The sequence below is a fragment of the Erwinia sp. HDF1-3R genome (genome assembly GCF_039621855.1).
GTDB lineage: Bacteria > Pseudomonadota > Gammaproteobacteria > Enterobacterales > Enterobacteriaceae > Erwinia.
On sequence record NZ_CP155071.1, the window covers coordinates 1,799,851 to 1,822,988 of the forward strand.

The 23,138-nt window shown below is 56.2% G+C and carries 22 protein-coding genes; 7 read left to right on the top strand and 15 right to left on the bottom strand.

The window, feature by feature from the left end; translation table 11 throughout:
* Positions 1 to 107: 107 nt before the first annotated feature.
* Genes potG through potI form a run of 3 tightly spaced genes read left to right on the top strand, consistent with a single transcriptional unit; the run spans position 108 to position 3,046 of the window.
* Entirely contained in the window at positions 108 to 1,241 is a 1,134-nt protein-coding gene (gene potG / locus AAGR22_RS08295; protein WP_067702759.1) for a putrescine ABC transporter ATP-binding subunit PotG, read from the top strand.
* A gap of 9 nt (positions 1,242 to 1,250) precedes the next feature.
* Complete coding sequence (gene potH, locus AAGR22_RS08300; RefSeq protein ID WP_345831251.1) at positions 1,251 to 2,204, top strand: putrescine ABC transporter permease PotH; 954 nt, start codon at positions 1,251 to 1,253, stop codon at positions 2,202 to 2,204.
* The gene (gene potI, locus AAGR22_RS08305; protein WP_067702761.1) at positions 2,201 to 3,046 is read left to right on the top strand and encodes a putrescine ABC transporter permease PotI; all 846 of its coding nucleotides are present in this window, start codon (positions 2,201 to 2,203) and stop codon (positions 3,044 to 3,046) included. Before potH ends, potI begins: the two co-directional genes overlap by 4 nt.
* A 66-nt stretch (positions 3,047 to 3,112) precedes the next feature.
* Here potI and AAGR22_RS08310 read toward each other — a convergent pair whose 3' ends face one another.
* From AAGR22_RS08310 to AAGR22_RS08335, 6 genes are all read right to left on the bottom strand, one after another.
* Entirely contained in the window at positions 3,113 to 3,856 is a 744-nt protein-coding gene (locus AAGR22_RS08310; protein WP_345831252.1) for a transporter substrate-binding domain-containing protein, read from the bottom strand.
* A 126-nt stretch (positions 3,857 to 3,982) separates the two neighbouring features.
* Positions 3,983 to 4,651: an arginine ABC transporter permease ArtM gene (gene artM, locus AAGR22_RS08315; RefSeq protein WP_345831253.1), complete on the bottom strand. Its 669-nt coding sequence runs from the start codon at positions 4,649 to 4,651 to the stop codon at positions 3,983 to 3,985.
* Positions 4,651 to 5,367 carry an arginine ABC transporter permease ArtQ gene (artQ, locus tag AAGR22_RS08320; RefSeq protein ID WP_345831254.1) on the bottom strand — a complete coding sequence of 239 codons (717 nt, stop codon included), beginning with the start codon at positions 5,365 to 5,367 and terminating at the stop codon, positions 4,651 to 4,653. Before artQ ends, artM begins: the two co-directional genes overlap by 1 nt.
* Before the next feature lie 7 nt (positions 5,368 to 5,374).
* The gene (gene artJ, locus AAGR22_RS08325) at positions 5,375 to 6,106 is read right to left on the bottom strand and encodes an arginine ABC transporter substrate-binding protein (protein ID WP_345831255.1); all 732 of its coding nucleotides are present in this window, start codon (positions 6,104 to 6,106) and stop codon (positions 5,375 to 5,377) included.
* A 14-nt stretch (positions 6,107 to 6,120) separates the two neighbouring features.
* Complete coding sequence (gene artP, locus AAGR22_RS08330) at positions 6,121 to 6,849, bottom strand: arginine ABC transporter ATP-binding protein ArtP (protein ID WP_345831256.1); 729 nt, start codon at positions 6,847 to 6,849, stop codon at positions 6,121 to 6,123.
* 255 nt (positions 6,850 to 7,104) lie between these two features.
* Positions 7,105 to 7,647 (bottom strand): lipoprotein, encoded by a 543-nt coding sequence (locus AAGR22_RS08335; RefSeq protein ID WP_345831257.1) that lies wholly within the window; start codon positions 7,645 to 7,647, stop codon positions 7,105 to 7,107.
* 128 nt (positions 7,648 to 7,775) lie between these two features.
* On the opposite strand from AAGR22_RS08335, the gene AAGR22_RS08340 reads away from it, so the two are divergent.
* Positions 7,776 to 8,618 carry an N-acetylmuramoyl-L-alanine amidase gene (locus tag AAGR22_RS08340; protein ID WP_345831258.1) on the top strand — a complete coding sequence of 281 codons (843 nt, stop codon included), beginning with the start codon at positions 7,776 to 7,778 and terminating at the stop codon, positions 8,616 to 8,618.
* Here AAGR22_RS08340 and ltaE read toward each other — a convergent pair.
* From ltaE to cspD, 4 genes are all read right to left on the bottom strand, one after another.
* Positions 8,578 to 9,645 carry a low-specificity L-threonine aldolase gene (gene ltaE / locus AAGR22_RS08345; protein ID WP_345831259.1) on the bottom strand — a complete coding sequence of 356 codons (1,068 nt, stop codon included), beginning with the start codon at positions 9,643 to 9,645 and terminating at the stop codon, positions 8,578 to 8,580. The two genes, AAGR22_RS08340 and ltaE, sit on opposite strands and share 41 nt — an antisense overlap.
* Positions 9,646 to 9,709: 64 nt before the next feature.
* On the bottom strand, positions 9,710 to 11,431 hold the full coding sequence (gene poxB / locus AAGR22_RS08350) for a ubiquinone-dependent pyruvate dehydrogenase (protein WP_067702788.1): 1,722 nt from the start codon (positions 11,429 to 11,431) through the stop codon (positions 9,710 to 9,712).
* A 287-nt stretch (positions 11,432 to 11,718) separates the two neighbouring features.
* Positions 11,719 to 12,618: a lysine exporter LysO family protein gene (locus AAGR22_RS08355; RefSeq protein ID WP_345831566.1), complete on the bottom strand. Its 900-nt coding sequence runs from the start codon at positions 12,616 to 12,618 to the stop codon at positions 11,719 to 11,721.
* 244 nt (positions 12,619 to 12,862) lie between these two features.
* Complete coding sequence (cspD, locus tag AAGR22_RS08360; protein WP_067702791.1) at positions 12,863 to 13,090, bottom strand: cold shock-like protein CspD; 228 nt, start codon at positions 13,088 to 13,090, stop codon at positions 12,863 to 12,865.
* Between the two features lie 318 nt (positions 13,091 to 13,408).
* On the opposite strand from cspD, the gene clpS reads away from it, so the two are divergent.
* Together clpS and clpA are read left to right on the top strand one after the other, a co-directional pair.
* On the top strand, positions 13,409 to 13,729 hold the full coding sequence (gene clpS / locus AAGR22_RS08365; protein ID WP_067703691.1) for an ATP-dependent Clp protease adapter ClpS: 321 nt from the start codon (positions 13,409 to 13,411) through the stop codon (positions 13,727 to 13,729).
* Between the two features lie 28 nt (positions 13,730 to 13,757).
* Positions 13,758 to 16,034 carry an ATP-dependent Clp protease ATP-binding subunit ClpA gene (gene clpA, locus AAGR22_RS08370; protein WP_067702796.1) on the top strand — a complete coding sequence of 759 codons (2,277 nt, stop codon included), beginning with the start codon at positions 13,758 to 13,760 and terminating at the stop codon, positions 16,032 to 16,034.
* Between the two features lie 103 nt (positions 16,035 to 16,137).
* Here the strand turns inward: clpA and infA are convergent, their stop codons facing one another.
* The 5 genes from infA to trxB form a co-directional block, all read right to left on the bottom strand.
* Positions 16,138 to 16,356 (bottom strand): translation initiation factor IF-1, encoded by a 219-nt coding sequence (infA, locus tag AAGR22_RS08375; RefSeq protein ID WP_002211347.1) that lies wholly within the window; start codon positions 16,354 to 16,356, stop codon positions 16,138 to 16,140.
* Between the two features lie 364 nt (positions 16,357 to 16,720).
* The gene (aat, locus tag AAGR22_RS08380) at positions 16,721 to 17,413 is read right to left on the bottom strand and encodes a leucyl/phenylalanyl-tRNA--protein transferase (RefSeq protein WP_067702799.1); all 693 of its coding nucleotides are present in this window, start codon (positions 17,411 to 17,413) and stop codon (positions 16,721 to 16,723) included.
* Between the two features lie 30 nt (positions 17,414 to 17,443).
* The gene (gene cydC / locus AAGR22_RS08385; RefSeq protein ID WP_345831260.1) at positions 17,444 to 19,162 is read right to left on the bottom strand and encodes a cysteine/glutathione ABC transporter ATP-binding protein/permease CydC; all 1,719 of its coding nucleotides are present in this window, start codon (positions 19,160 to 19,162) and stop codon (positions 17,444 to 17,446) included.
* The gene (gene cydD, locus AAGR22_RS08390; protein WP_345831261.1) at positions 19,159 to 20,928 is read right to left on the bottom strand and encodes a cysteine/glutathione ABC transporter permease/ATP-binding protein CydD; all 1,770 of its coding nucleotides are present in this window, start codon (positions 20,926 to 20,928) and stop codon (positions 19,159 to 19,161) included. The genes cydC and cydD overlap by 4 nt, the downstream gene beginning before the upstream one ends.
* Before the next feature lie 149 nt (positions 20,929 to 21,077).
* Positions 21,078 to 22,046 carry a thioredoxin-disulfide reductase gene (gene trxB / locus AAGR22_RS08395; protein ID WP_067702805.1) on the bottom strand — a complete coding sequence of 323 codons (969 nt, stop codon included), beginning with the start codon at positions 22,044 to 22,046 and terminating at the stop codon, positions 21,078 to 21,080.
* Between the two features lie 521 nt (positions 22,047 to 22,567).
* Between trxB and lrp the strand changes: the two genes are divergently transcribed.
* Positions 22,568 to 23,062 (top strand): leucine-responsive transcriptional regulator Lrp, encoded by a 495-nt coding sequence (gene lrp, locus AAGR22_RS08400; protein ID WP_006118610.1) that lies wholly within the window; start codon positions 22,568 to 22,570, stop codon positions 23,060 to 23,062.
* Positions 23,063 to 23,138: the final 76 nt, after the last annotated feature.

Genomic DNA, 23,138 nt, shown 5'->3' on the forward strand with positions numbered 1-23,138 from the left:
ACCGCCGCCAGCGTAAAGCTCACACCGCAGAGGCGTTAAATAGCCTCTGCCCTCTCTTTCATACGGCGTACTGGCCGTAATCCTCAGAGTGCCGGAGAGTTAAGTTAGTGAATGAGGCTATTGTCCGTCCGCAACCTAAAGCAGCCAGGGCCCTGACCCCGCTGCTTGAGATCCGCAACCTGACTAAATCTTTCGATGGGCAACACGCGGTAGATGATGTCAATCTGACCATTTATAAAGGCGAAATTTTTGCACTGCTCGGCCCGTCTGGCTGCGGGAAATCAACGCTGCTGCGGATGCTGGCGGGCTTTGAACCGCCGACCTCCGGCCAGATTGTGCTGGACGGGCAGGATCTTTCACACGTACCGCCCTATCAGCGGCCGGTTAATATGATGTTTCAGTCCTATGCGCTGTTTCCGCATATGACCGTTGAGCAGAACATTGCCTTCGGCCTGAAGCAGGACCGCCTGCCGAAAGAGGAAATTGCCAGCCGGGTGGCAGAGATGCTGGCGCTGGTGCATATGCAGGAGTACCGCAGCCGCAAGCCGCACCAGCTCTCAGGTGGACAGCGTCAGCGGGTCGCACTGGCCCGCAGCCTGGCTAAGCGGCCTAAGCTGCTGCTGCTGGATGAGCCAATGGGGGCGCTGGATAAAAAACTGCGCGACCGTATGCAGCTTGAAGTGGTTGATATCCTTGAGCGCGTGGGCGCCACCTGCGTAATGGTCACCCACGATCAGGAAGAGGCGATGACCATGGCCGGACGCATCGCGATTATGAATCGCGGCAAGTTTGTGCAGATTGGTGAGCCGGAAGAGATTTATGAGCACCCGACCACGCGCTTCAGCGCCGGATTTATTGGCACGGTAAATCTGTTTGAGGGCCTGCTCCGCGAGCGCCAGCCCGATGGTCTGCTGATCGACTGTCCGGGACTGCTTTCACCGTTAAAAGTCAGCACTGATGCTTCGGTGGTGGATGGCGTGCCGGTTCACGTTGCGCTTCGCCCGGAAAAAGTGATGCTGTGCGATGAGATCCCTGCTGAGCAGAGCAATGTGGCAGTGGGGGAGGTGGTACACATCGCCTACCTTGGCGATCTCTCGGTCTATCACGTCAGATTGCGCAGTGGCCAGACCGTCATTGCCCAGCTACAAAATGCCCATCGCTTCCGCCAGGACGTTCCGACCTGGGGTGATGAAGTGCGTCTCCGCTGGGATGCCGACAGCTGCGTCGTACTGACGGTATAGGGGGGCGCGATGGCTGAACCTGAGATGAAACACGCCGCCCGTCCGCAGGGCCGCTTCGGCATTGTCGTTGATCGCCTACAGAGGCGGCAGGGGCGACGGCTGGTAATTGCCCTGCCGTGGCTCTGGCTGGTGCTGCTGTTCCTGCTGCCCTTCCTGATTGTGCTTAAAATTAGCTTTGCCGATATCGCCCGCGCGATCCCGCCCTATACCGATCTGGTCACCTGGGCAGACGGCCAGCTCCAGATGGTGCTGAACGTTGGCAATTATCTGACCCTGACTGACGATCCGCTGTATGTGGATGCTTATCTACACTCATTGCAGGTGGCGGCGGTGTCGACGATTATCTGCCTGCTGATCGGTTATCCGCTGGCGTGGGCTGTCGCACATAGCGCACCTGGCACCCGTAATATTCTGCTGCTGCTGATTATCCTGCCCTCCTGGACCTCGTTTCTGGTACGGGTATATGCCTGGATGGGCATTCTGAATAATAATGGCATTCTTAATCGTTTTCTTATGTGGACAGGTATTATCGATCATCCGCTGGCCATTCTTTATACCAACCTCGCAGTCTACATTGGCATTGTTTACTGCTACCTGCCGTTTATGGTGCTGCCGCTGTACACCGCGCTAACGCGTATCGACTATTCGCTGGTGGAAGCTTCCCTGGATCTGGGCGCCCGCCCGCTGAAAACCTTCTTCCAGGTGATTGTGCCGCTGACGAAGGGCGGCATTATTGCCGGATCGATGCTGGTATTTATTCCCGCCGTTGGCGAGTATGTGATACCCGAACTGCTGGGCGGCCCTGACAGCATAATGATTGGGCGCGTGCTCTGGCAGGAGTTTTTCAACAATCGCGACTGGCCGGTCGCCTCCGCGCTGGCGGTGATTATTCTGCTGATCCTCATCCTGCCTATCATCTGGTTTCACAAGCATCAGAATAAAGAGATGGGGGAAAAGGGATGAGCAGCCTGCCAACAATCCGCTCGCCGTGGCGTACCGCGATCCTGATAGTGGGCTTTTTTTTCCTGTATGCGCCGATGGCACTGCTGGTCTTCTATTCGTTTAATTCATCGCAGCTTGCCGCCTGGGAGAGTTTCTCGCTGCACTGGTATCAGGTTTTGTTTCACGATGACGCGATGATCGATGCCGTGGCGCTAAGCCTGAGCATTGCCGCGCTGGCGGCGACGGCGGCGCTGCTGTTAGGCACCCTTGCTGCCGTGGTCATCGTGCGCTTTGGCCGCTTTAAAGGGTCTACCGGCTTCGCCTTTATGCTCACTGCGCCGCTGGTGATGCCGGATGTGATAACCGGCCTGTCGCTGCTGTTGCTCTTCGTGGCAATGGGACATGCCATTGGCTGGCCCGCCGACCGCGGGATGCTGACCATCTGGCTGGCCCATGTGACCTTTTGTACGGCCTATGTGGCGGTAGTGATTAATGCCCGCCTGCGCGAGCTGGATCGCTCGATTGAGGAGGCCGCGATGGACCTGGGCGCTGCGCCGCTTAAGGTTTTCTTTGTGATAACGCTGCCCATGATTGCGCCAGCGATGGTAACCGGCTGGCTGCTGGCGTTTACGCTGTCGCTGGATGATTTGGTGATCGCCAGCTTTGTCACCGGACCGGGGGCGACCACGCTGCCGATGCAAATTTTTGCCACCGTGCGCCGGGGCGTGAATCCGGAAATTAATGCGCTGGCGTCGCTGATCCTGTTTGTCGTCGGCATCGTCGGTTTTATCGCCTGGCGATTTATGGCGTACGAAGAGAAGCAGCGGCTGAGGGATATTCAGCGGGCGCGCAGGGGCGGGTAAGTGCAGGTACGGGTAAACGCAGGGACGGGTAAACGCAGGGACGGGTAAACTGTAGGAGGGCCGCTGCTACTCCTGCTGCGCGGGCTCAAACCAGTGCAGCGCCAGCCGGCGTACGGTACCGTCCCCGGTCAGGCTCTGGAGGGCCTGATTCAGGGCGTTTAGCAGTTCGTCATCCCCTTTGCGCACTGCGATGCCCATCCCGTTATCGAAGTAGCGACTGTCGGAAATCTCCCCTCCCACCGTCGCCAGCTGCGGATGCACTTTCAGCATGCTTCTAATCACTACCGTATCGCCGATGATCCCATCCAGCCGATGCTTACTGATATCCAGCAGAGCATTCTGGTAGCTGTCGTAGGTCACCGCAATGATCTCAGGCCATCTGTCCCGCAGGTAGGCCTGCTGCGTGGAGAGATTGCGTACCCCCACGCGTTTGCCTTTGAGCTGGGCAATTTGCCAGAAGCGTCCTTTTGGCACGACCATCAGGCTTGAGTTACCTATATAGGGCTGGGTAAAGTCAACCTCGTTCTGGCGATCATCGGTTATATCCATACCGGAGATAATGGCATCATCGTGATGATATTTAAGAGAAGGCAGCAGGCGGTCAAAGGTATTATTGGTAAAGAGGCAGCTTCTCTTCAGGCGCTGACAAAGCGCGTTTGCCAGATCGATATCAAATCCCACCAGCTGATTACGGTCGTTCAGATACTCAAAAGGAGGGTTGTTACCGGAAGTCGCGAAGCGCAGAGAAGACCCGGCTTCTGCCTGGATGCTGAGACAGGCAAGCACCAGGGCCAGAGCGATTTTAAGCATGGGGTAACGGTCCTTGCGTTATTTCAGCGACCCAGTATGCCGCAGGCGGAAAGGGAGCTATCCCAGGATTAGCCCACAAAGAAGGGCTTTTACCCGACGATTCCCGGTGGCTACCCACCGGGAAGGTTAGTTACGGCGTTCAAAGGCCAGCGCGCGATGCTCGATAAACCGCATAAGCAGCGTCAGCAGGCCATTGACACACAGATAAATCAGGCCCGCTGCGGCAAACACAGTGACGTCATAGGTGCGACCATATAACAGCTGACCCTGGCCCATGACCTCCATCAGCGTAATGGTATAAGCCAGTGACGTCCCTTTGAATACCAGCACCACCTCGTTTGACCAGGAGGAGAGGGCGCGTTTCAATGCATACGGCAGCAAAATACGCAGCGTATTTTTGCGATCCATTCCCAGCGCCGCGCAGGATTGCCACTGACCGGCGGGAATAGCGCGTACGGCACCATAAAACAGCTGGGTGGTGTAGGCCGCACTGTTGAGAGAGAGTGCCAGCAGGGCGCAAAGCCAGGGCTGGGACAGAAAATGCCATAGCCAGGGGATTGACTGGAGTGACGGGAACTGACCGGGGCCGTAGTAGATCAAAAAGATCTGCACCAGCAGCGGTGTACCGGTAAAGAGAGTGATATAGCCGCGCACCAGCAGGCTTAGCACCGGTGTTTTAAGCGCAAGCATCACCGTAAACAGCAGGGCTAAAAGCAGCGCCAGCGCCAGCGAGGCGGCGGTTAGCGTCAGGCTGGTATGCAGTCCTTTCAGCAGGTCAGGCAGATAGCTCAGCATCAGATATTCCCCTGCTCAAAACGCGTGGCGCGCGCATCAAGGCGTTTCAATACCTGCTGACTCAGCAGGGTCACCACCAGATAAATTGCTGCGGCAACCAGATACCAGGTAAAAGGCTGCTGCGTGCGGGCTGCAATACTTTTGGTCTGCAACATAATGTCATTGACGCTTATCAGCGAAACCAGCGCAGTATCCTTCAGCAGCACCAGCCACTGGTTGCCCAGGCCCGGCAGCGCATGTCGCCACATTTGCGGCAGGATCAGCCGGAAAAAAATCGCCGCTCTTTTCATGCCCAGCGCCTGACCCGACTCCCACTGCCCCAGCGGTACCGCTTTCAGCGCGCCGCGCAGGGTCTGCGAGGCATAAGAGGCGTAGAGCAGGGAAAGCGCAATGACCCCGCAGAGAAACGGACTGACGTCGAAATTCTCAATCTGCACCTGGACGGGCAGCCTGAAGAAGCCAAAATTGAGCGTAAAGCCGTCCGACAGCGTCAGCAGCAGCTGGGAAGCACCGAAATAGACAAACAGCACGACCAGAATCTCTGGCAGGCCACGAAACAGGGTCATCAGCCCCGTGCCGATCCAGGCGAAAGGACGCCAGCGAACCGATTCCCAGGCAGCAAATAGCATCGCCAGTATCAGACCGAGGATCAGCGCAGAAACAGCAAGGCCGACGGTCATACCGGCGGCGCTTGCGAGAGGATAGAGTTCGCTCATTCAGGAATTACTGCTGGAACCATTTGCTGTAGATCGTCTTGAAGGTACCGTCGGCTTTGATTTTCTCGAGCGCGGCGTTGAATTTACCCTGTAAGTCGGTATTCCCCTGGCGCACGGCAATGCCGAGACCCGTGCCGAAATAGGCTTTATCGGTAACCTTATCGCCGACCGAAGCCAGATTGGCATTCTGCTTCAGCCACTCATTTACCACGGCGGTATCACCGAATACCGCATCAATGCGACCGTTTTTCAGGTCGAGAACGGCATTCTGGTAGCTGTCGTAAGGAACGGTGGTGACGCCGCTCATTTTATCCGCCAGATAGCGCTGATGGGTGGTGCCATTCTGTACGCCAACGCGCTTGCCTTTCAGGGCTTCGACGGAAGCCACTTTGCCTTTCTGCGCAATAAACAGCGCAGAATTATCGTAATACGGCTTAGTGAACAACACCTGCTTTTCGCGCTCGGCGGTGATGTCCATCCCGGCCATTACGGCATCAAAACGGCGGAATTTGAGGCTTGGGATCAGGCTGTCAAAAGCCTGATTGGTAAAGGTGCAGGTCGCGTTCATTTCGCGGCAGAGTGCATTTGCCAGATCGACGTCAAATCCCTGGATCTTGTTATCAGAGTCGACAAATTCAAACGGAGGATAGGACGCCTCAGTGGCAAAACGAATGGTTTCTGCGGCGGTAGCACTCAGGCTTAAACCCGCTAACAGCGCGGCAAGTACGATTTTTTTCATTATGATGTCCTGCATTAATGCGAGAGATAGTGGGCAAACTCATCGGTCTGCGGCTGTGAAAAACGACTGGCATCACCCTGTTCAACAATAAAACCATTTTCCATATAGACCACGCGGGTGGCGGTTTTACGGGCAACTTCAACCTCATGGGTCACAATCACCTGAGTGATCCGGGTCTGGGCCAGCTCCTGAATGATGGAGACAATTTGCGCGGTAATTTCAGGATCCAGCGCGGCGGTCGGCTCGTCGAACAGCAGCACGGCTGGCTCCATCATCAGCGCCCGGGCAATGGCTACGCGCTGCTGCTGGCCGCCAGAGAGGTGCAGCGGGAAGCGATCGGCAAATTTTGTCAGGCGCAGGCGCTCAAGCAGCTTATCCGCCCGGGCTCGCGCTGCGTCTTTACCCAGCCCCAGCACGCGGCAGGGGGCTTCAGTCAGGTTCTGCATTACCGTCAGATGCGGCCACAGATTATATTGCTGGAATACCATTCCCACATTCTGACGCAGCTCGCGGATAGCATTCTCAGACGGGGGTTTACTGAAGTCGAAGTGATTACCGGCAATGCTCAGAGTGCCGGAACGGGGCATCTCCAGCAGGTTAAGCACGCGCAGCAGGGAGCTCTTACCGGCACCGCTTGGACCCAGCAAAACCAGCGTCTCGCCCTCGGGGCAGGTGAGCTGAATATCGAACAGTGCCTGGTGGGCACCGTAAAAGCAGTTAATTCCGTTAAGTTGAATACTCATGCGCAATAAGTGAATAGCAATTGATTCTGCGAATCTTAACGTTGACGGCATAGTTATGCAATCATTGTGCAGATATAGAGTTAACATCCGCTATAAAAGGGCAGTCATTTAGAGCGAATGCCCAGGCAACGGATGTGGGACGGCAGGGAACAGGAACCGTCGACTGGCGGGTGCAGGCAGGGAAATGGGAACACTATGCTGATGGATGAACAGGTCAGTAATACCCATGCCGCCAGGCGGCGGCATGGAGCAGAACTATTTCAGCAGTCGCTGGCTTAATGATCCACCGTCCAGGTGGGGAGCCTGACTGGTATAGCGAATATCATCAACCGCCCAGCAGGTGCCTTCACGCACCATCAGCACTTCATCCTGCCATTCCACCGGCTTGCTACCGTTGCGGCTAAGTGAGACGCGCAGCGGAATATTACGTGCATCAGTATTCGGAATGGTTGAGGCATCAGCCACGCTGGCTGAATCCGGTCCGGCTGGCAGACTGGAGAAGATATCTCCCTGCATCAGGGCGGGATCCCTGCCGTCTTCACCACTGGCTTTCAGCAGCGTCTGATACAGCTTGTCACTGAGATAGGGGCGATATTTTGCCAACAGCTGGGCATCAGGTAAGCCCTGGGTTGGCTGCCCGGTGCGCAGGTCATAGAATTTCTGCGCTACGGTATCCGGGCCACCATCAACGCAGGGACTCATCCGGGTTCCGATATCCTTGTACGCCGGTTGTACCGTGGTACAGGCACTCAGCAGCAGCGCCAGCGGAGCCAAAACGGCGATCGCCTGGTATTTCATCTTATTTTCCTTATTGTTTCGGGATGATGTTGTTTTAGCATAAAGTAATGACGTTGTTTTAGCATAAAGTATAGACGCTTACGAAGCCGCTGGGTTACCGCCGGAATCAACATCCAAAGGTAGGGAAAATGAAATTTTTAACGCCCCTTTTGCTGACAACTCTGGCCCTGATGCTGAGTGCCTGTAGCCCGACGGGGCTGGAGCGGCACGCGGGATACGTGGTGGATTCGCGTCAACATGCTCTGGGGGCACGGCCGCGTATCAAAATGCTGGTGATCCACTATACCGCGCAGGATTACCCCACTTCACTGGCTATCCTGACCGATCGCGAGGTCAGCGTACATTACCTGATCGCTGCGGCTCCGCCACGGAAGGGGGGGCAGCCGACCGTATCCCAACTGGTTCCTGAAGAGCTGCTGGCATGGCATGCGGGCAGCAGCTACTGGCGCGGAGCAACCCGCATAAACGATACCTCGGTGGGGATAGAACTGGAGAATCAGGGCTATCACCGCTCGGCGCTCCACGGACGCGAGTGGTACCCGTTCGCTGCCCCGCAAATCGCGGCGCTGGTGCCGCTGTCGCGGGATATCATCCATCGCTACGGCATTTTGCCGCAAAACGTGGTGGGGCACAGCGATATTGCCCCGCAGCGCAAGCAGGACCCCGGCCCGTTGTTTCCCTGGCAGTGGCTGGCGAGCCAGGGCGTGGGTGCCTGGCCAGACGCCGATCGGGTCGCGTTCTGGCTTGCAGGCAGGCCGCCTGAGCAGGCGGTTGATGCGGGACCATTGCTGACGTTACTGGCGCGCTACGGCTACCAGGTCACGCCCGGCATGTCAGCACAGCAGCAGCAGCAGGTGATTGCTGCCTTCCAGATGCACTTCCGGCCGGAGGACTATCGGGGCCTGCCGGACGCCCAGAGCGAAGCCATTGTTAAGGCGCTGCTGGATAAGTATGGCTCGGAGCAGGCGTAGCGGGGTGGACAGTTTGTCCCGGAGGCTGCTGCGCCAGGAAAGCCTGCCAGTGGTCTGTCAGCTTCTCCAGGGCGGGACGATCGATATTCAGATGCGTAACCAGGCGGGTGACCGGCCCGGTGCTTAGCACAATGTCGTGCTTGCGCATCCAGCTTTTAAGCGGGGCCACCTGTGCATCCGGCAGGCGGACAAACACCATATTGGTATCCTGACCCATCACGTTCACGCCGATCCCCCGCAGCTGCTCAGCCAGCCAGGCGGCATTATCGTGGTCCTCCCGCAGGCGCGTGACGTTATGCTCAAGCGCATACAGGCCCGCCGCCGCCAGAATCCCCACCTGTCGCATGGCGCCGCCGGTCATTTTGCGCCAGCGGCGCGCGCGTTGAATATAGTCGGCGCTGCCGCACAGCAGCGACCCGACCGGGGTTCCCAGCCCTTTCGACAGGCAAATGGTCAGCGTATCGCAGTAGCGGGTAATGTCGGTCAGCGGCACGTTCAGCGCCACGCTGGCGTTGAAAATACGTGCACCGTCGATATGCAGCGCCAGGCGGTGAGGTCGCGTAAATTCCCAGGCCTGCGCCAGATAGCTTAGCGGTAGCACCTTGCCATTATGGGTATTTTCCAGGCTGAGCAGTCGGGTGATAGCAAAGTGGAAATCGTCCGGCTTGATAAACTGCTCCACAACATCGAGTGGCAGGGTACCGTCGGCAGCGGCCAGAATGGGCTGGGGCTGAATACTGCCCAGAACGGCGGCTCCACCCGCTTCATACTTATAATTATGCGCCAGCTGTCCGACAATATACTCTTCCCCGCGCTGACAGTGGCACAGTAGCGCCACCAGATTGGCCTGGGTTCCGCTGGGCATAAACAGCGCGGCCTCTTTCCCGCTAATCGCGGCGGCTTTCGCTTCCAGCGCACGCATTGTTGGGTCATCGCCGTAAACGTCATCGCCGGTTTCGGCAGTCATCATGGCAGACAGCATCGGCTGGCTCGGTTGAGTGACGGTATCACTGCGTAAATCAATCATCTGTGCGTTCCTCTTATGAAAACGGACGCCTTAGCGTCCGTATAATAAAAGACCTGCAAATGTTTTACCGCAGCCAGTTGGTTTTAGCCAGTTCTACCACTTCATCGCCGCGACCATTAATGATGGCCCGCAGCATATAGAGACTAAATCCTTTCGCCTGTTCCATTTTGATCTGCGGCGGCATCGCCAGCTCTTCCTTCGCAGTGATGACATCCAGCAGCACCGGGCCGTCAAAGGCCATCGCTTCCTGAATGGCGCCGTCAAGGTCAGAGGCGCGCTCCACGCGGAGGCCTTTAACGCCGCAGGCCTGGGCAATGGCAGCAAAGTCAGGATTTTCCAGCGTGGTACCATCGGTCAGGTAGCCACCGGCTTTCATCTCCATAGCGACGAATCCGAGCACGCTATTGTTGAAGATCACCAGCTTCACCGGCAGCTTAAGCTGCGCAACGGTGAGGAAATCGCCCATCAACATGCTGAAGCCGCCGTCACCGCACATGGCGACGACCTGACGCTGCCTGTCAATAGCCTGTGCACCGAGTGCCTGCGGCATGGCATTGGCCATTGAGCCGTGGTTAAACGAACCGATAAGTCGGCGCTTTCCGTTCATTTTCAGATAGCGGGCGGCCCAGACCGTTGGCGTGCCCACGTCGCAGGTGAATATCGCATCGTCGTCGGCGTAGCGGCTGAGCTGCTGGGCCACATACTGCGGGTGGATCGCCTGATTATCATTGGCGTTAGCCAGGCTGTCGAGATCCTTTCGCGCATCGGCGTAGTGCGACAGCGCCTTATCCAGGAAGCGGCGGTCACTTTTGATCTCCAACTGGGGAAGCAGGGCGCTCAGCGTCGATTTAATGTCCCCCACCAGCGCCATATCCACGTGGCAGTGCGAGCCAATACTGCCAGGATTGATATCGATCTGAATAATTTTGGCATCGGCAGGGTAGAACGCGCGGTAGGGAAACTGGGTGCCGAGCAGAATAAGCGTATCGGCGTTCATCATGGCGTGATACCCGGACGAGAAACCAATCAGGCCGGTCATGCCGACATCGTACGGGTTATCGTATTCCACGTGCTCTTTGCCACGCAGCGCATGCACGATGGGTGCCTTCAGCGTTTCGGCCAGACGGACCACCTCGTCGTGCGCGCCCGCGCAGCCCGCACCGCACATCAGGGTGATGTTTTCAGCCTCGTTCAGCAGCGCGGCCAGCTTATCCATTTCGCCTGCGGGCGGCTGAACAACCGGCAGCTGTGGCGGATACCAGTTAGCGGTCGCCCCTTCCGGTGCGGCCTGCAGAGCAATATCCCCCGGCAGCACCACCACGGAGACGCCCCGGTTCAGAATGGCTTTCCGCATGGCGATTGCGAGCACCTGAGGCAGCTGCTCAGGATTTGAAACCAGTTCACAGTAATGGCTACATTCGCGGAACAGCTCCTGAGGATGCGTCTCCTGAAAATAGCCGCTGCCGATCTCGCTGGAGGGAATATGTGCGGCAATGGCCAGCACGGGAACGTGATTTCGGTGGCAGTCGAAAAGACCGTTAATCAGATGGAGGTTACCCGGCCCGCAGGAACCCGCGCAGACGGCCAGCTCGCCGCTGATTTGTGCTTCCGCACCGGCGGCGAAGGCCGCAACTTCTTCATGACGCGTGGGCATCCATTCAATGGTCCCCATGCGATTCAGGCTGTCGCTCAGGCCGTTCAGCGAGTCGCCGGTCACGCCCCAGATACGTTTAACGCCGGCATTTTCTAATGTTTTAGCCACGAGGGCGGCAACGGACTGTTTCATCTGTAGCTCCTTTCTGGTGTCAGCAGGTCACGTTCTGACAAATAATAAATACTGGAGCATAGTCGACAGGAGGCAAAGTGGCGTCTCAGCATGCCGGAAACCGCACGAATACGCCTGAGCGATAAACCAGGGCAGGCAGGAGCAGGCCTGAGCATGCACTCAGGCAGACAGGAATGTGACTGAGCATGCACTCAGGCAGACAGGAATGTGCCTGAGCATGCACTCAGGCAGACAGGAATGTGACTGAGCGTGCACTCAGGCAGACAGGAATACGTCTGTGCGGTCACTCAGGCAGAAAAGAAAGCGATCAGTACCGGGGCTAACAGGCTCAGCACAAAGCCGTGGACGATAGCCGCAGGGACTATCTCGTTTCCGCCGCTGCGCTGTAGTACCGGCAGCGTAAAGTCCATCGAGGTTGCCCCGCAGAGCCCGAGGGCGCTGGAGCGATGGTGAGCGATCAGAGCCGGGATCAGCATTATTGCCAGCAGCTCACGCAGCAGATCGTTAAAAAATGCCGCACTGCCGATAACCGGTCCAAAGGATTCAGTCATCAGAATGCCCGAAAGCGAGTACCAGCCAAAGCCGGAGGCCATGGCCAGTCCGGTTTTTATCGGCAGGCCGAGGATAAGCGCTGCTATTGCCCCGCCTGCCATCGCGCTGACGAAAACGACGATGGCGACAATCGTTCCACGGCGGTTAAGCAGGATTTGGCGCAGCGTCATTCCGCTGCCGCGCAGCTGAAGCCCCACCAGAAAGAGCAGGAAGAGCAGGGCGTATTCACTGGCCTGGCTGGCAAATTTCATCAGCGGCCAGTGGCACAGCCCCAGCAGAAAGCCAGCAAGCACTACGCCGCACAGCTTGAGCGATTCCAGCGCCATATGCACACGCGAGGGCAGGGCCTGGCTCCGATGCGCGTGCTGCCAGGGGCGACGTGATTCAAGCACGCGCAGCGCCAGCAGATTGCAAAGCAGAATGGCGGCGGCGCTGACCAGGCAGTAGTGGAAGATAGCCAGCAGATTGGTACCGAGGTTATCCAGAAAGGCGAGGCTGATGCCCATAAAGAACAAGATGATGTAAACCATCCAGCCCAGTAGTCGGTTGACCGCTTTTATGACTGTCGGGTTTTTTGACGGCAGCAGGTAGCCAGCGATGAGGGGCAACAGAATTGTTAACAGTCCGGAGTAGATCACCTGGTCATCCATGAGGAGAAAAATGTCTCATTAAATTAGCTAAATTTCTATATTGAGTAAAGCGCAGGACCAGATGGAAGTGGCATCAGGAAAAATAGCAGAAATAAGTCTGATTTCGCGGCCTTGAAATATGTCGCGGCATCCCAATCTTAGTAAAGTCGGTAAACGTAACAGATAGAAATGCCAGCCTGAGTTGCTGGCATTTTATTCAAGGGTTAGTCAGAATGTGTTAAGGATAAGGTCAGGCATCGACGGCCATCGCTTCTTCTACAGGAACGATCAGGCTGGCGTGATTGCCTTTTGGCCCCTGATGCACATCAAACTGGACTTGCTGTCCGGCTTTCAGCGTTCTGTAACCGTCCATCTGAATGGTTGAGTAGTGTGCGAAGATATCCTCGCCGCCACTGACCGGACAGATAAAGCCGAAGCCTTTGGCATTATTGAACCATTTAACAGTACCCGTCTCCATGCTTCTACATCCCTCGCAAGACATTCAATTGAGTGGGGTGGTGAGGCAGATAGCCTCAAAGCTGGTTAAAACGCATCCAGCTTATGCCTGTACTGTAGATAAATGGCTTAATGCGTCAAGCATCGGGGACGTTATGACGGCAACAAAATCATCAAAATATGAGGCAGTTAACGCTATTGACGATTTTGTGATGAAGGTCGCTAAGCACTATTTTGCGACAAAAACGCATCGGGCCGGGGCAAAATTCTGAGTGTGTTAAACTTACTCTGAATGATGCCGGGCTGGCGTGAGCAGACAACGTTTACAAACCGGGTACGTATGGGAAAGACTAACGACTGGCTTAATTTTGAACAGCTTGCAGATGACAAATTGCGTGAAGGCCTCAAGCCACCTTCGATGTATAAAGTTATTTTAAACAATGACGATTATACACCTATGGAATTTGTTATTGACGTACTGCAAAAGTTCTTTTCTTATGATGTAGAACGTGCAACGCAACTGATGCTTACGGTTCACTATCAGGGAAAGGCGATCTGCGGTGTTTTTACTGCTGAAGTGGCAGAAACCAAGGTCGCTCATATCAATAAGTACGCCAGGGAGAATGAGCATCCGTTGCTGTGTACGCTGGAAAAAGCCTGAATAAGGCGATCTATTGGGGGAGGTGCCTATGCTCAATCAAGAACTGGAACTCAGTTTAAACATGGCTTTCGCCAGAGCGCGCGAGCACCGTCACGAGTTTATGACCGTCGAGCATTTGTTACTGGCGCTGCTCAGTAACCCGTCGGCCAGAGAGGCACTGGAAGCCTGTACGGTAGATATTGTGGCTCTCCGGCAGGAGCTTGAAGCCTTCATCGAACAAACCACCCCGGTCTTGCCGGTCAGCGAAGAAGAACGTGATACCCAGCCTACGCTGAGCTTCCAGCGTGTACTGCAACGGGCGGTTTTTCACGTCCAGTCATCCGGCCGCAGCGAAGTGGCGGGGGCAAACGTACTGGTCGCTATTTTCAGCGAGCAGGAATCCCAGGCTGCCTATCTGCTGCGTAAGCATGAGGTCAGCCGCCTTGACGTGGTTAATTTCATTTCACACGGTACGCGCAAAGACGAACCTGGCCAGGCGCCGGGTGCGGAAAATCCCGTTAACGAAGAGCAGGCAGGGGGGGAGGAACGTATGGAGAACTTCACCACCAATCTTAACCAGCTTGCTCGCGTCGGCGGAATCGATCCGCTGATTGGACGCGATAAAGAGCTGGAGCGTACCGTTCAGGTGCTGTGCCGCCGTCGCAAAAATAACCCGCTGCTGGTGGGTGAATCCGGCGTAGGTAAAACCGCCATTGCTGAAGGGCTTGCCTGGCGTATCGTCCAGGGCGAAGTGCCGGAAGTGATGAAGGATGCCACCATCTATTCGCTGGATATCGGCTCTCTGCTGGCCGGGACTAAGTATCGCGGCGACTTCGAAAAACGCTTTAAGGCGCTGTTAAAGCAGCTCGAGCAGGATAACAGCAGTATTCTGTTTATTGATGAGATCCATACGATCATCGGGGCGGGTGCCGCATCGGGTGGGCAGGTTGATGCCGCAAACCTGATTAAACCGCTGCTTTCGAGCGGGAAAATTCGGGTAATGGGCTCCACCACCTATCAGGAGTTCAGCAACATCTTCGAAAAAGATCGTGCGCTGGCGCGTCGTTTCCAGAAAATCGACATTACCGAACCGTCGGTGGATGAAACGGTGCAGATCCTTAACGGACTGAAGCCGAAGTATGAAGCGCACCATGACGTTCGCTATACGGCGAAAGCCGTACGCGCCGCCGTGGAGCTGGCTGTTAAGTATATCAACGATCGTCATTTGCCCGATAAGGCCATTGACGTCATTGATGAAGCGGGCGCGCGGGCGCGTCTGATGCCGGTCAGCAAGCGTAAGAAAACGGTTAACGTGGCGGATATCGAATCGGTCGTGGCGCGTATTGCGCGTATCCCTGAGAAGAGCGTATCCGCGACCGATCGCGACACGCTGAGAAACCTCGGCGATCGCCTGAAGATGCTGGTATTTGGTCAGGATAATGCCATTGAAGCGCTGACCGAAGCGATCAAGATGAGCCGTGCTGGCCTGAGTCAGGACCGTAAACCGGTGGGTTCTTTTCTGTTTGCCGGGCCGACCGGCGTCGGGAAAACCGAAGTGACGGTACAGCTGGCGAAGGCGCTGGGTATTGAGCTGCTGCGTTTTGATATGTCCGAATATATGGAGCGTCATACCGTCAGCCGACTGATTGGTGCGCCTCCGGGCTATGTCGGTTTCGATCAGGGTGGGCTGCTGACCGATGCGGTTATCAAGCATCCGCATGCGGTTGTGCTGTTTGATGAAATTGAAAAAGCGCACCCGGACGTGTTCAATCTGCTGCTTCAGGTCATGGACAACGGTATGCTGACCGATAACAACGGTCGTAAAGCCGATTTCCGCAATGTGGTCGTGGTAATGACGACTAACGCTGGCGTGCGGGAAACCGAGCGTAAATCCATCGGTCTGATCCATCAGGACAACAGCACCGACGCGATGGAAGAGATTAAGAAGATCTTTACGCCGGAATTCCGCAACCGTCTGGACAACATTATCTGGTTCAAACATCTTGATACCGAGGTGATTCATCAGGTAGTGGACAAGTTCATTGTTGAACTTCAGGCGCAGCTGGATGCGAAAGGCGTGTCGCTTGAAGTCAGTGATGAGGCCCGTGACTGGCTGGCGGTGAAGGGGTATGATAAAGCGATGGGCGCGCGTCCGATGGCGCGTACCGTGCAGGAAAACCTCAAGAAACCGCTGGCAAACGAGCTGCTGTTTGGATCGCTGGTAGACGGGGGCTCTGTCTCTGTCGCACTGGACAAAGAGAACAACAAGCTGACTTACCACTTCCTTAGCGCTGAGAAGCGTAAAACGGAAGGGACGGTTCACTAACAGAGCGCGAACTGCATTAAATGCAGATAAATAAAAAGGCCGGTTTAAACCGGCCTTTTTTTATGGGCGCTGCGGCAGATGCGGCAGCACGACTGAATGCGTATTAGCGACTACGGAAGACAATGCGGCCTTTGCTCAGGTCGTACGGGGTCAGCTCTACAGTGACTTTGTCGCCCGTCAGGATGCGGATATAGTTTTTGCGCATTTTACCGGAGATGTGAGCGGTAACCACGTGTCCGTTTTCAAGCTCAACGCGAAACATGGTGTTGGGTAACGTATCCAGTACGGTTCCCTGCATTTCAATATTGTCTTCTTTGGCCATCGAATCCTCTGGGTGTTACAACCTTAGTTTGAACCGGCAAGATAATGCCGAATTTCAAGTATTATGTAAAGAATTGTTGGTGAATTCACCAGCATCAGCCCCTCTGCAGCGCGGCTGAGAGAGGAGCTCACGATTAATTCTGAGTAGTGTATGGGTGTCAACGCGTGAGGGAATTGCGGGCTAAGAATGCGTTTTTCAACCGCTTCTGCGCGGGCTGAAAAGCGTAAAGACAAGTTGCGTTAATATTCCCTGCCAGGCCAATCCCGGCTCGCCAGTGATGTAAGGCGAAGGGCGGACGACATACCAAACGCGCATATTATACCACTGTTCTCGCCGGTTGCGTGGAAAACATCAAGAAATAGCATCAAAAAAGGGTCTGCTGCTGCCAGCAGCCTTCAGCAAGTGAACGATCGGACAATGCATGAACAATTTGCAGGTAGTCGGCGCGGGGGATCTCCTCCGCGCCCAGCGAGGCGGTATGCGGATTCAACACCTGACAGTCAATCAGCTGGCCGCCCTGTTGTGCAAAATAGTGGCTGAAGACCAGCAGCGCGGTTTTCGACGCATTCTCACGCAGGCTGAACATTGACTCACCGCAAAAAATCTGACCCAGCGCCAGGCCGTACATGCCGCCAACCAACTCCCCGTCGAGCCAAACTTCTACCGACTGGGCGTGGCCCATCTCGAACAGACGTTGCCAGGCGCGCTTCACTTCCGGGGTGATCCAGGTACCTTCTTCACGATCGGTGGCGCAGCCTTCGATCACCTCAGCAAAGCGCTGATTCAGCGTCACCCGATAGGGCGATCGCAGGTGGAAACGCTTCATACTGCGGCTGAGGTGAAACCGTCCGGGATAGAGTACCGCGCGCGGGTCGGGTGACCACCAGAGTATCGGATCGCCAGGTGAGAACCAGGGAAAAATACCGCGATGATAAGCGTTGAGCAGGCGAGGGGGACTGAGATCCCCGCCCATTGCCAGCAGGCCGTTGGGCTCACGGAGGGCCATTTCAGGAGGAGGGAAGTTAAGCGACTCCCTCGAAAGCTGGATCAGACGCATGATAAAATCTCTGTCGAACGAGAGGAGAAACTATAGCGCAACCCGCTGGTGAAAATCCCAGTAGCGGCCGCGTTTTGAGATTAATTCGTGATGATTTCCCTGCTCAGCAATTTCACCGCTGTCCATAAGGCAAATTTTGTCGAAATGCTCCAGCCCCTGTAATCGGTGGGTAACCATGATCAGGGTTCTGTGTTGAGCTATCTGGCGCAGCAGCAGGAGAATATGCTGCTCTGTTTCCGCATCCAGCCCCTCGGTCGGCTCATCGAGCAGCATTAAGCCACCGCCGTGCAGCAGCGCACGGGCGATGGCAAGGCGACGCAGCTCCCCGCCAGAAAGCGCTCTTCCTCCTTCACCCAGCCACGCGTTTAGCCCCTGATCATCGTCGAGCAGGCCAGCCAGGCCAACCTGGCGAAGCGCATCGCAGAGCCGGGCATCCGTTGCCTCAGGTGCCGCCAGCAAAAGATTGCCGCGCAGCGTGTCGCTAAACAGGTGAACACGCTGTGTGACCACGCTAATGGCGCGGCGCAGGCTCTGCTCACTCCAGGCAGAAAGCGGCTGGTTATTGAGCAGGATAACACCCTGCTGAGGATCCCAGGCACGGGTAAGCAGCTGAATCAGCGTCGACTTGCCACAGCCGGTACGGCCAAGCAGCGCGACATGCTCGCCTTTGGCGAGAGTCAGCGACAGGTTTTGCAGCGCCTGATGCCTGCCGTCGTAGCTGAAGCTGACGTTTTGCAGCTCAAGCTGTACATGTTCGCCAACGGACGGGCCGGCAGAGGGGAACTGGACGGCCGGCCGCTGACTGACAATCTGGGTCACGCGGCGGGCAGAGGCCATTACCTGTCCCAGATGCTGGAACGCGCCGCCCACGGGCGCCAGCGCCTCGAATGCCGCCAGGGTGCAGAAGACAAACAGGGCGATGGGTGCGCCCGGCAGAGCGGACTCGCCGGCGGCCAGCCAGAATATCAGCACCAGGGTGAAACCGGTTATCAGGGTGAGCAGGGCAAGGGAGAGCCCGGAAAGACTGGCCTGACGACGCTGTGCGCGTAGCCATGCCGCTTCGGTGGTATCCAGCCTGCTGCGATACGCGCCCTCGCCGCCATAAAGCGTCAGCTCTGCCTGCCCGTTGAGCCAGCTGGTGACCTCGGTGCGATAGCGGCTGCGCAGCTGGGTCAGCGCTTCTCCGGTGGGACGTCCGGCACGGTAAAACAGCGGCGGAAGCAGGATTAGCGTCAGCAGCATCAGGCCCCCCAGCGTCAGCGCCAGCCTTCCGTCCAGCCAGCTCAGCCCCCCCGTGACGGCGATGATAACAAAGAGTGCGCCAATAAGCGGGGAGATAACCCGCAGGTAAAGATGATCGAGGGTATCGACATCTGCAACCAGGCGATTCAGTAAATCCCCCTGGCGGAACGGAGCCAGCCCGGCGGGTGAAAGGGGGATCAGCCTGCTAAAGGTATAAACCCGCAAATGCTCAAGCACTCTGAACGTGCCATCATGACTGACCAGCCGCTCAAAGTAGCGCGCGACCGTGCGGATGATGGCCGCCCCGCGAACCCCCGCCGCAGGCAGCATATAGTTGAAGCTGTAAAGTCCGGCGCTGCCCGCCAGGGAGGAGGCGGCCAGGAACCATCCGGAGAGCGTCAGCAGGCCGACGCTGGCCAGCAGCGTAAGGATCGCCAGCACAATACCCAGCGACAGACGCCAGAAATGACGACGATAAAGCGCGAAAAAAGGGGCCAGGGTAGTCATTGAGCGCGCTCCTGTCGGTGTGAAGCCAGTTCAGTGAAGGCACCCGGATACTGAACAAGCTGACCATGGGTGCCGCGCTGAATAATTTTCCCTTCGCGCATCAGCCAGATTTCATCCCAGCGATCCAGCTGTTCAAGCTGATGGGTGACCAGCAGCGTCGTCTGGTTGAATGACGCGTCGTGGAGCGCCTGATTGACCTGCTGTTCACTGTGGCTGTCCAGGCTGGCTCCCGGCTCATCCAGCAGCATCAGGCGGCAGGGTTTGTACAGCGCACGCGCGACGGCAATGCGCTGGGCCTGGCCTACAGAGAGATGCCGGGCGTGTTCACCGGTTTCGCTCTCCAGCCCGGCGGGCAGGTGCGGAAGAAACTCATCAACCCCGGCAAGGGCAGTAACCTGACGCAGGCGATCCGAATGGTCGCTGCCGTCCATAACAATATTTTCACGCAGCGTACGGGCAGGGAGATGAGGATTCTGTCCTACCCAGGCAAGCTGCTGCTGCCAGAAGCCCGGCTCGATGTCGCGCAGCTCCACGCCGTTAATCAGCAGCGATCCCTGATAGGGTAAATGACCGAGAATAAGACCCAGCAGGGAGGTTTTCCCCGCTCCGCTCTGGCCAATTACGGCAACGCGCTGGCCTGCCGCAAGGGAGAAATTCAGCGGACCCGCCAGAACCTTACCGCTAATGCTGGTAATAACGACATTGCGCGCCTCAAGGGCGATGCCCGGTGAAGGGTCAATGAGCGTTTTCCCCTGCCGGGCCGGGAGGGTGTCCGCGTTGCTGAGGAAGGTTTCCAGCGCATCAGCCCCGCCTACCGCCTGCGCTTTCGCGTGGTAGAAGGTACCCATATCCCGCAGGGGCTGAAAGAACTCGGGTGCCAGTATCAGCGCCAGAAATCCGGCGAAGAGCGTAATACCGGTGCCGTAGTGACCAAAATTAAGCTCGCCGAGGTAGGAAAAACCGAAATAAACCGCGACCACGGCGATTGAAAGCGAGGCGAAAAATTCCAGCACCGCCGAAGAGAGAAAGGCCAGGCGTAATACATCCATGGTGCGCCGGCGAAAATCGGCGGAGGCCTCACGGATCTGCGCGGTTTCAGCCGTTGCCCGATTAAACAGGCGCAGCGTTTCCAGCCCGCGCAGGCGGTCGAGGAAATGACCGCTCAGACGAGCCAGCGCGCTAAAGTTGCGTCGGTTTGCCTCTGCCGCGCCCAGGCCCACCAGCGCCATAAACAGAGGGATAAGTGGCGCGGTGGCCAGCAGGATCAGCGCGGCGGCCCAGTTAACCGGGAACAGGGCAATCAGAATCGTGAGTGGGATAAACACCGCCAGTAACATCTGCGGCTGATAGCGGGCGTAATAATCCTGCATATCCTCGATTTGTTCCAGCAGCAACGTCGCCCAACTGCCCGCGGGTTTTCCCTGAATACAGGCCGGGCCGAGCTGATGCAGCCTGTCCAGAATGGTACGACGAAGGCGTTGTCGAATGGCTTTGCCATACTCGAAGCCAACTTTTTCACGCCCCCAGGCCAGCAGGGCGCGCAGAAAGAAGCAGACCAACAACAGCATAAAGGGGCTGATCAGCGTGTCGCGTGGCTGGCCCGTCACGATCAGGGCCTGAAGCAGCGTAGCCAGCAGCCATGCCTGCCCGACCACCAGTACGGCGCTCAGCATGCCCAACAGCATGGAAAGGCGCAGCCAGCCTTTACCCTGTGCGCTCTGACTTCTTAGCCAGCGTAATAGATATTGTTGCCTTGTTTTGTTCATGACCTGCCGGTGCGACGGGAGGAGGGCAGAGCTGCACTCCATATCCCGATAATAAACGGGGGAAATTTCCTGGGATTTTACCGTGCACAAAAAGAAAAGGCGACCTGCAAAGGTCGCCTTCCGGAAAATTGAAGCAGTGTTTTAACAACTTACTGAGAGTTTTTAACCAATCCGTCGAGATAGCGTTCCGCATCCAGCGCGGCCATGCAGCCGGTTCCGGCGGAGGTGATCGCCTGACGATAGATATGATCCATCACGTCGCCCGCAGCGAATACGCCTGGAATGCTGGTCTGGGTCGCATTACCCTGCAGACCAGACTGGACTTTCAGATAACCATTTTCCAGTTCGAGCTGGCCGTTAAATATGGCGGTGTTTGGGCTGTGACCGATGGCAACAAACAGTCCGGCGACCTGTAACTCCTCCGTTTTTTCAACGTCATCCGTGGCGCGCAGGCGCAGCGAGCTAACGCCCATCTGATCGCCCAACACCTCATCCAGCGTGCGGTGCGTATGCAAAACGATATTGCCGGTGCGGACTTTCTCCATCAGACGATCGATCAGGATCTTCTCTGCGCGAAAGCTGTCACGTCGATGAATCAGATGAACTTCAGCGGCGATATTCGCCAGGTAGAGTGCTTCCTCAACCGCTGTATTACCGCCGCCAATAACCGCAACTTTCTGGTTACGGTAGAAGAAACCATCACAGGTTGCACAGGCTGACACGCCGCGTCCTTTGAACGCGTCTTCTGACGGCAGGCCCAGATAGCGGGCGGAAGCGCCGGTGGCGATAATCAGCGCGTCAGCCGTGTATTCACCGCTGTCGCCGGTCAGACGGAAGGGACGGTTTTGCAGGTCGACGGTATGAATATGATCGAAAATAATCTCCGTATTAAATTTTTCGGCATGTTCCTGCATGCGCTCCATCAGCAGCGGGCCGGTCAGATCGTGGGGATCGCCGGGCCAGTTTTCCACTTCAGTGGTGGTGGTCAGCTGACCGCCTTTTTCTAAACCGGTAATTAATACCGGGTTCAGGTTCGCTCGCGCAGCATACACCGCTGCGGTGTAGCCTGCCGGGCCGGAACCCAGGATAAGTAATTTACTGTGTTTGGCCGTGCTCATGAGCCCCTCTTTTTTTAACTGGCATACTTTTTTTGATTGTAGGGAATTTAGCGCAGCAAAAAAAGCGTTCTGCAATTTTGTTAGCAATAGATGTAAAAGGTTTAACCATTCAGGCTGCGCCATTATCGGGAGGACTGCCCCAAAATGGGGCAGTGAAGGCCATTTTGTGGTGCAGAAATACAGGAATATTCATTTAAAAACAGTCATGCAGTCACGCGTTTGGCATGTTGTACTGATTTTAGTTGTTTTACTTTGACAATCGGCTGGTCTTTTGCGAAAACAGTAATGGAAGCAGAGGGTATCCTGGCCGACGGAACCGGGTTTATCCCGTGTTTTAGCCGTTACCGGATAAACTCAGTCTGTCATTGGTCATGACGCATGGTGTGGACAGACAGCATGCGTCATACGGATGGGCGTTTTAAAATCGCAACAGGCGCCAGACTTCACTTAAACAACCCTGTAACAGCGGCATTGTTCAGGGTATGGCGGGTAAAGGGAAGGCATTAAGAGAGACAATAATAATGGTAGACAATAAAAAACGACCGGGTAAAGACCTCGACAGAATCGACCGCAACATTTTAAATGAACTGCAGAAAGATGGCCGAATTTCAAACGTCGAGTTGTCTAAACGCGTGGGGCTATCGCCGACGCCATGCCTTGAGCGTGTTCGTCGTCTGGAAAGGCAGGGATTTATTCTGGGCTACACCGCTCAGCTCAATCCTCACTACCTCGATGCCTCGCTACTGGTATTTGTTGAGATTACTCTGAATCGTGGCGCGCCTGACGTATTCGAACAATTTAACGCCGCCGTGCAAAAACTTGAGGAAACTCAAGAGTGTCATCTTGTTTCCGGCGATTTCGACTATCTGTTGAAAACGCGTGTGCCCGACATGTCAGCCTACCGTAAATTGCTGGGTGAAACCCTGCTACGCCTGCCGGGCGTGAACGATACGCGGACCTACGTGGTGATGGAAGAAGTGAAACAAAGTAACCGCCTGGTCATTAAGACGCGGTAACACAGGGCAGGTGCAAATTCTGTCGGATTTGGGTACACTCCTGTGAATTCATACAGGTTCAGCGTCGGGCTTGCCC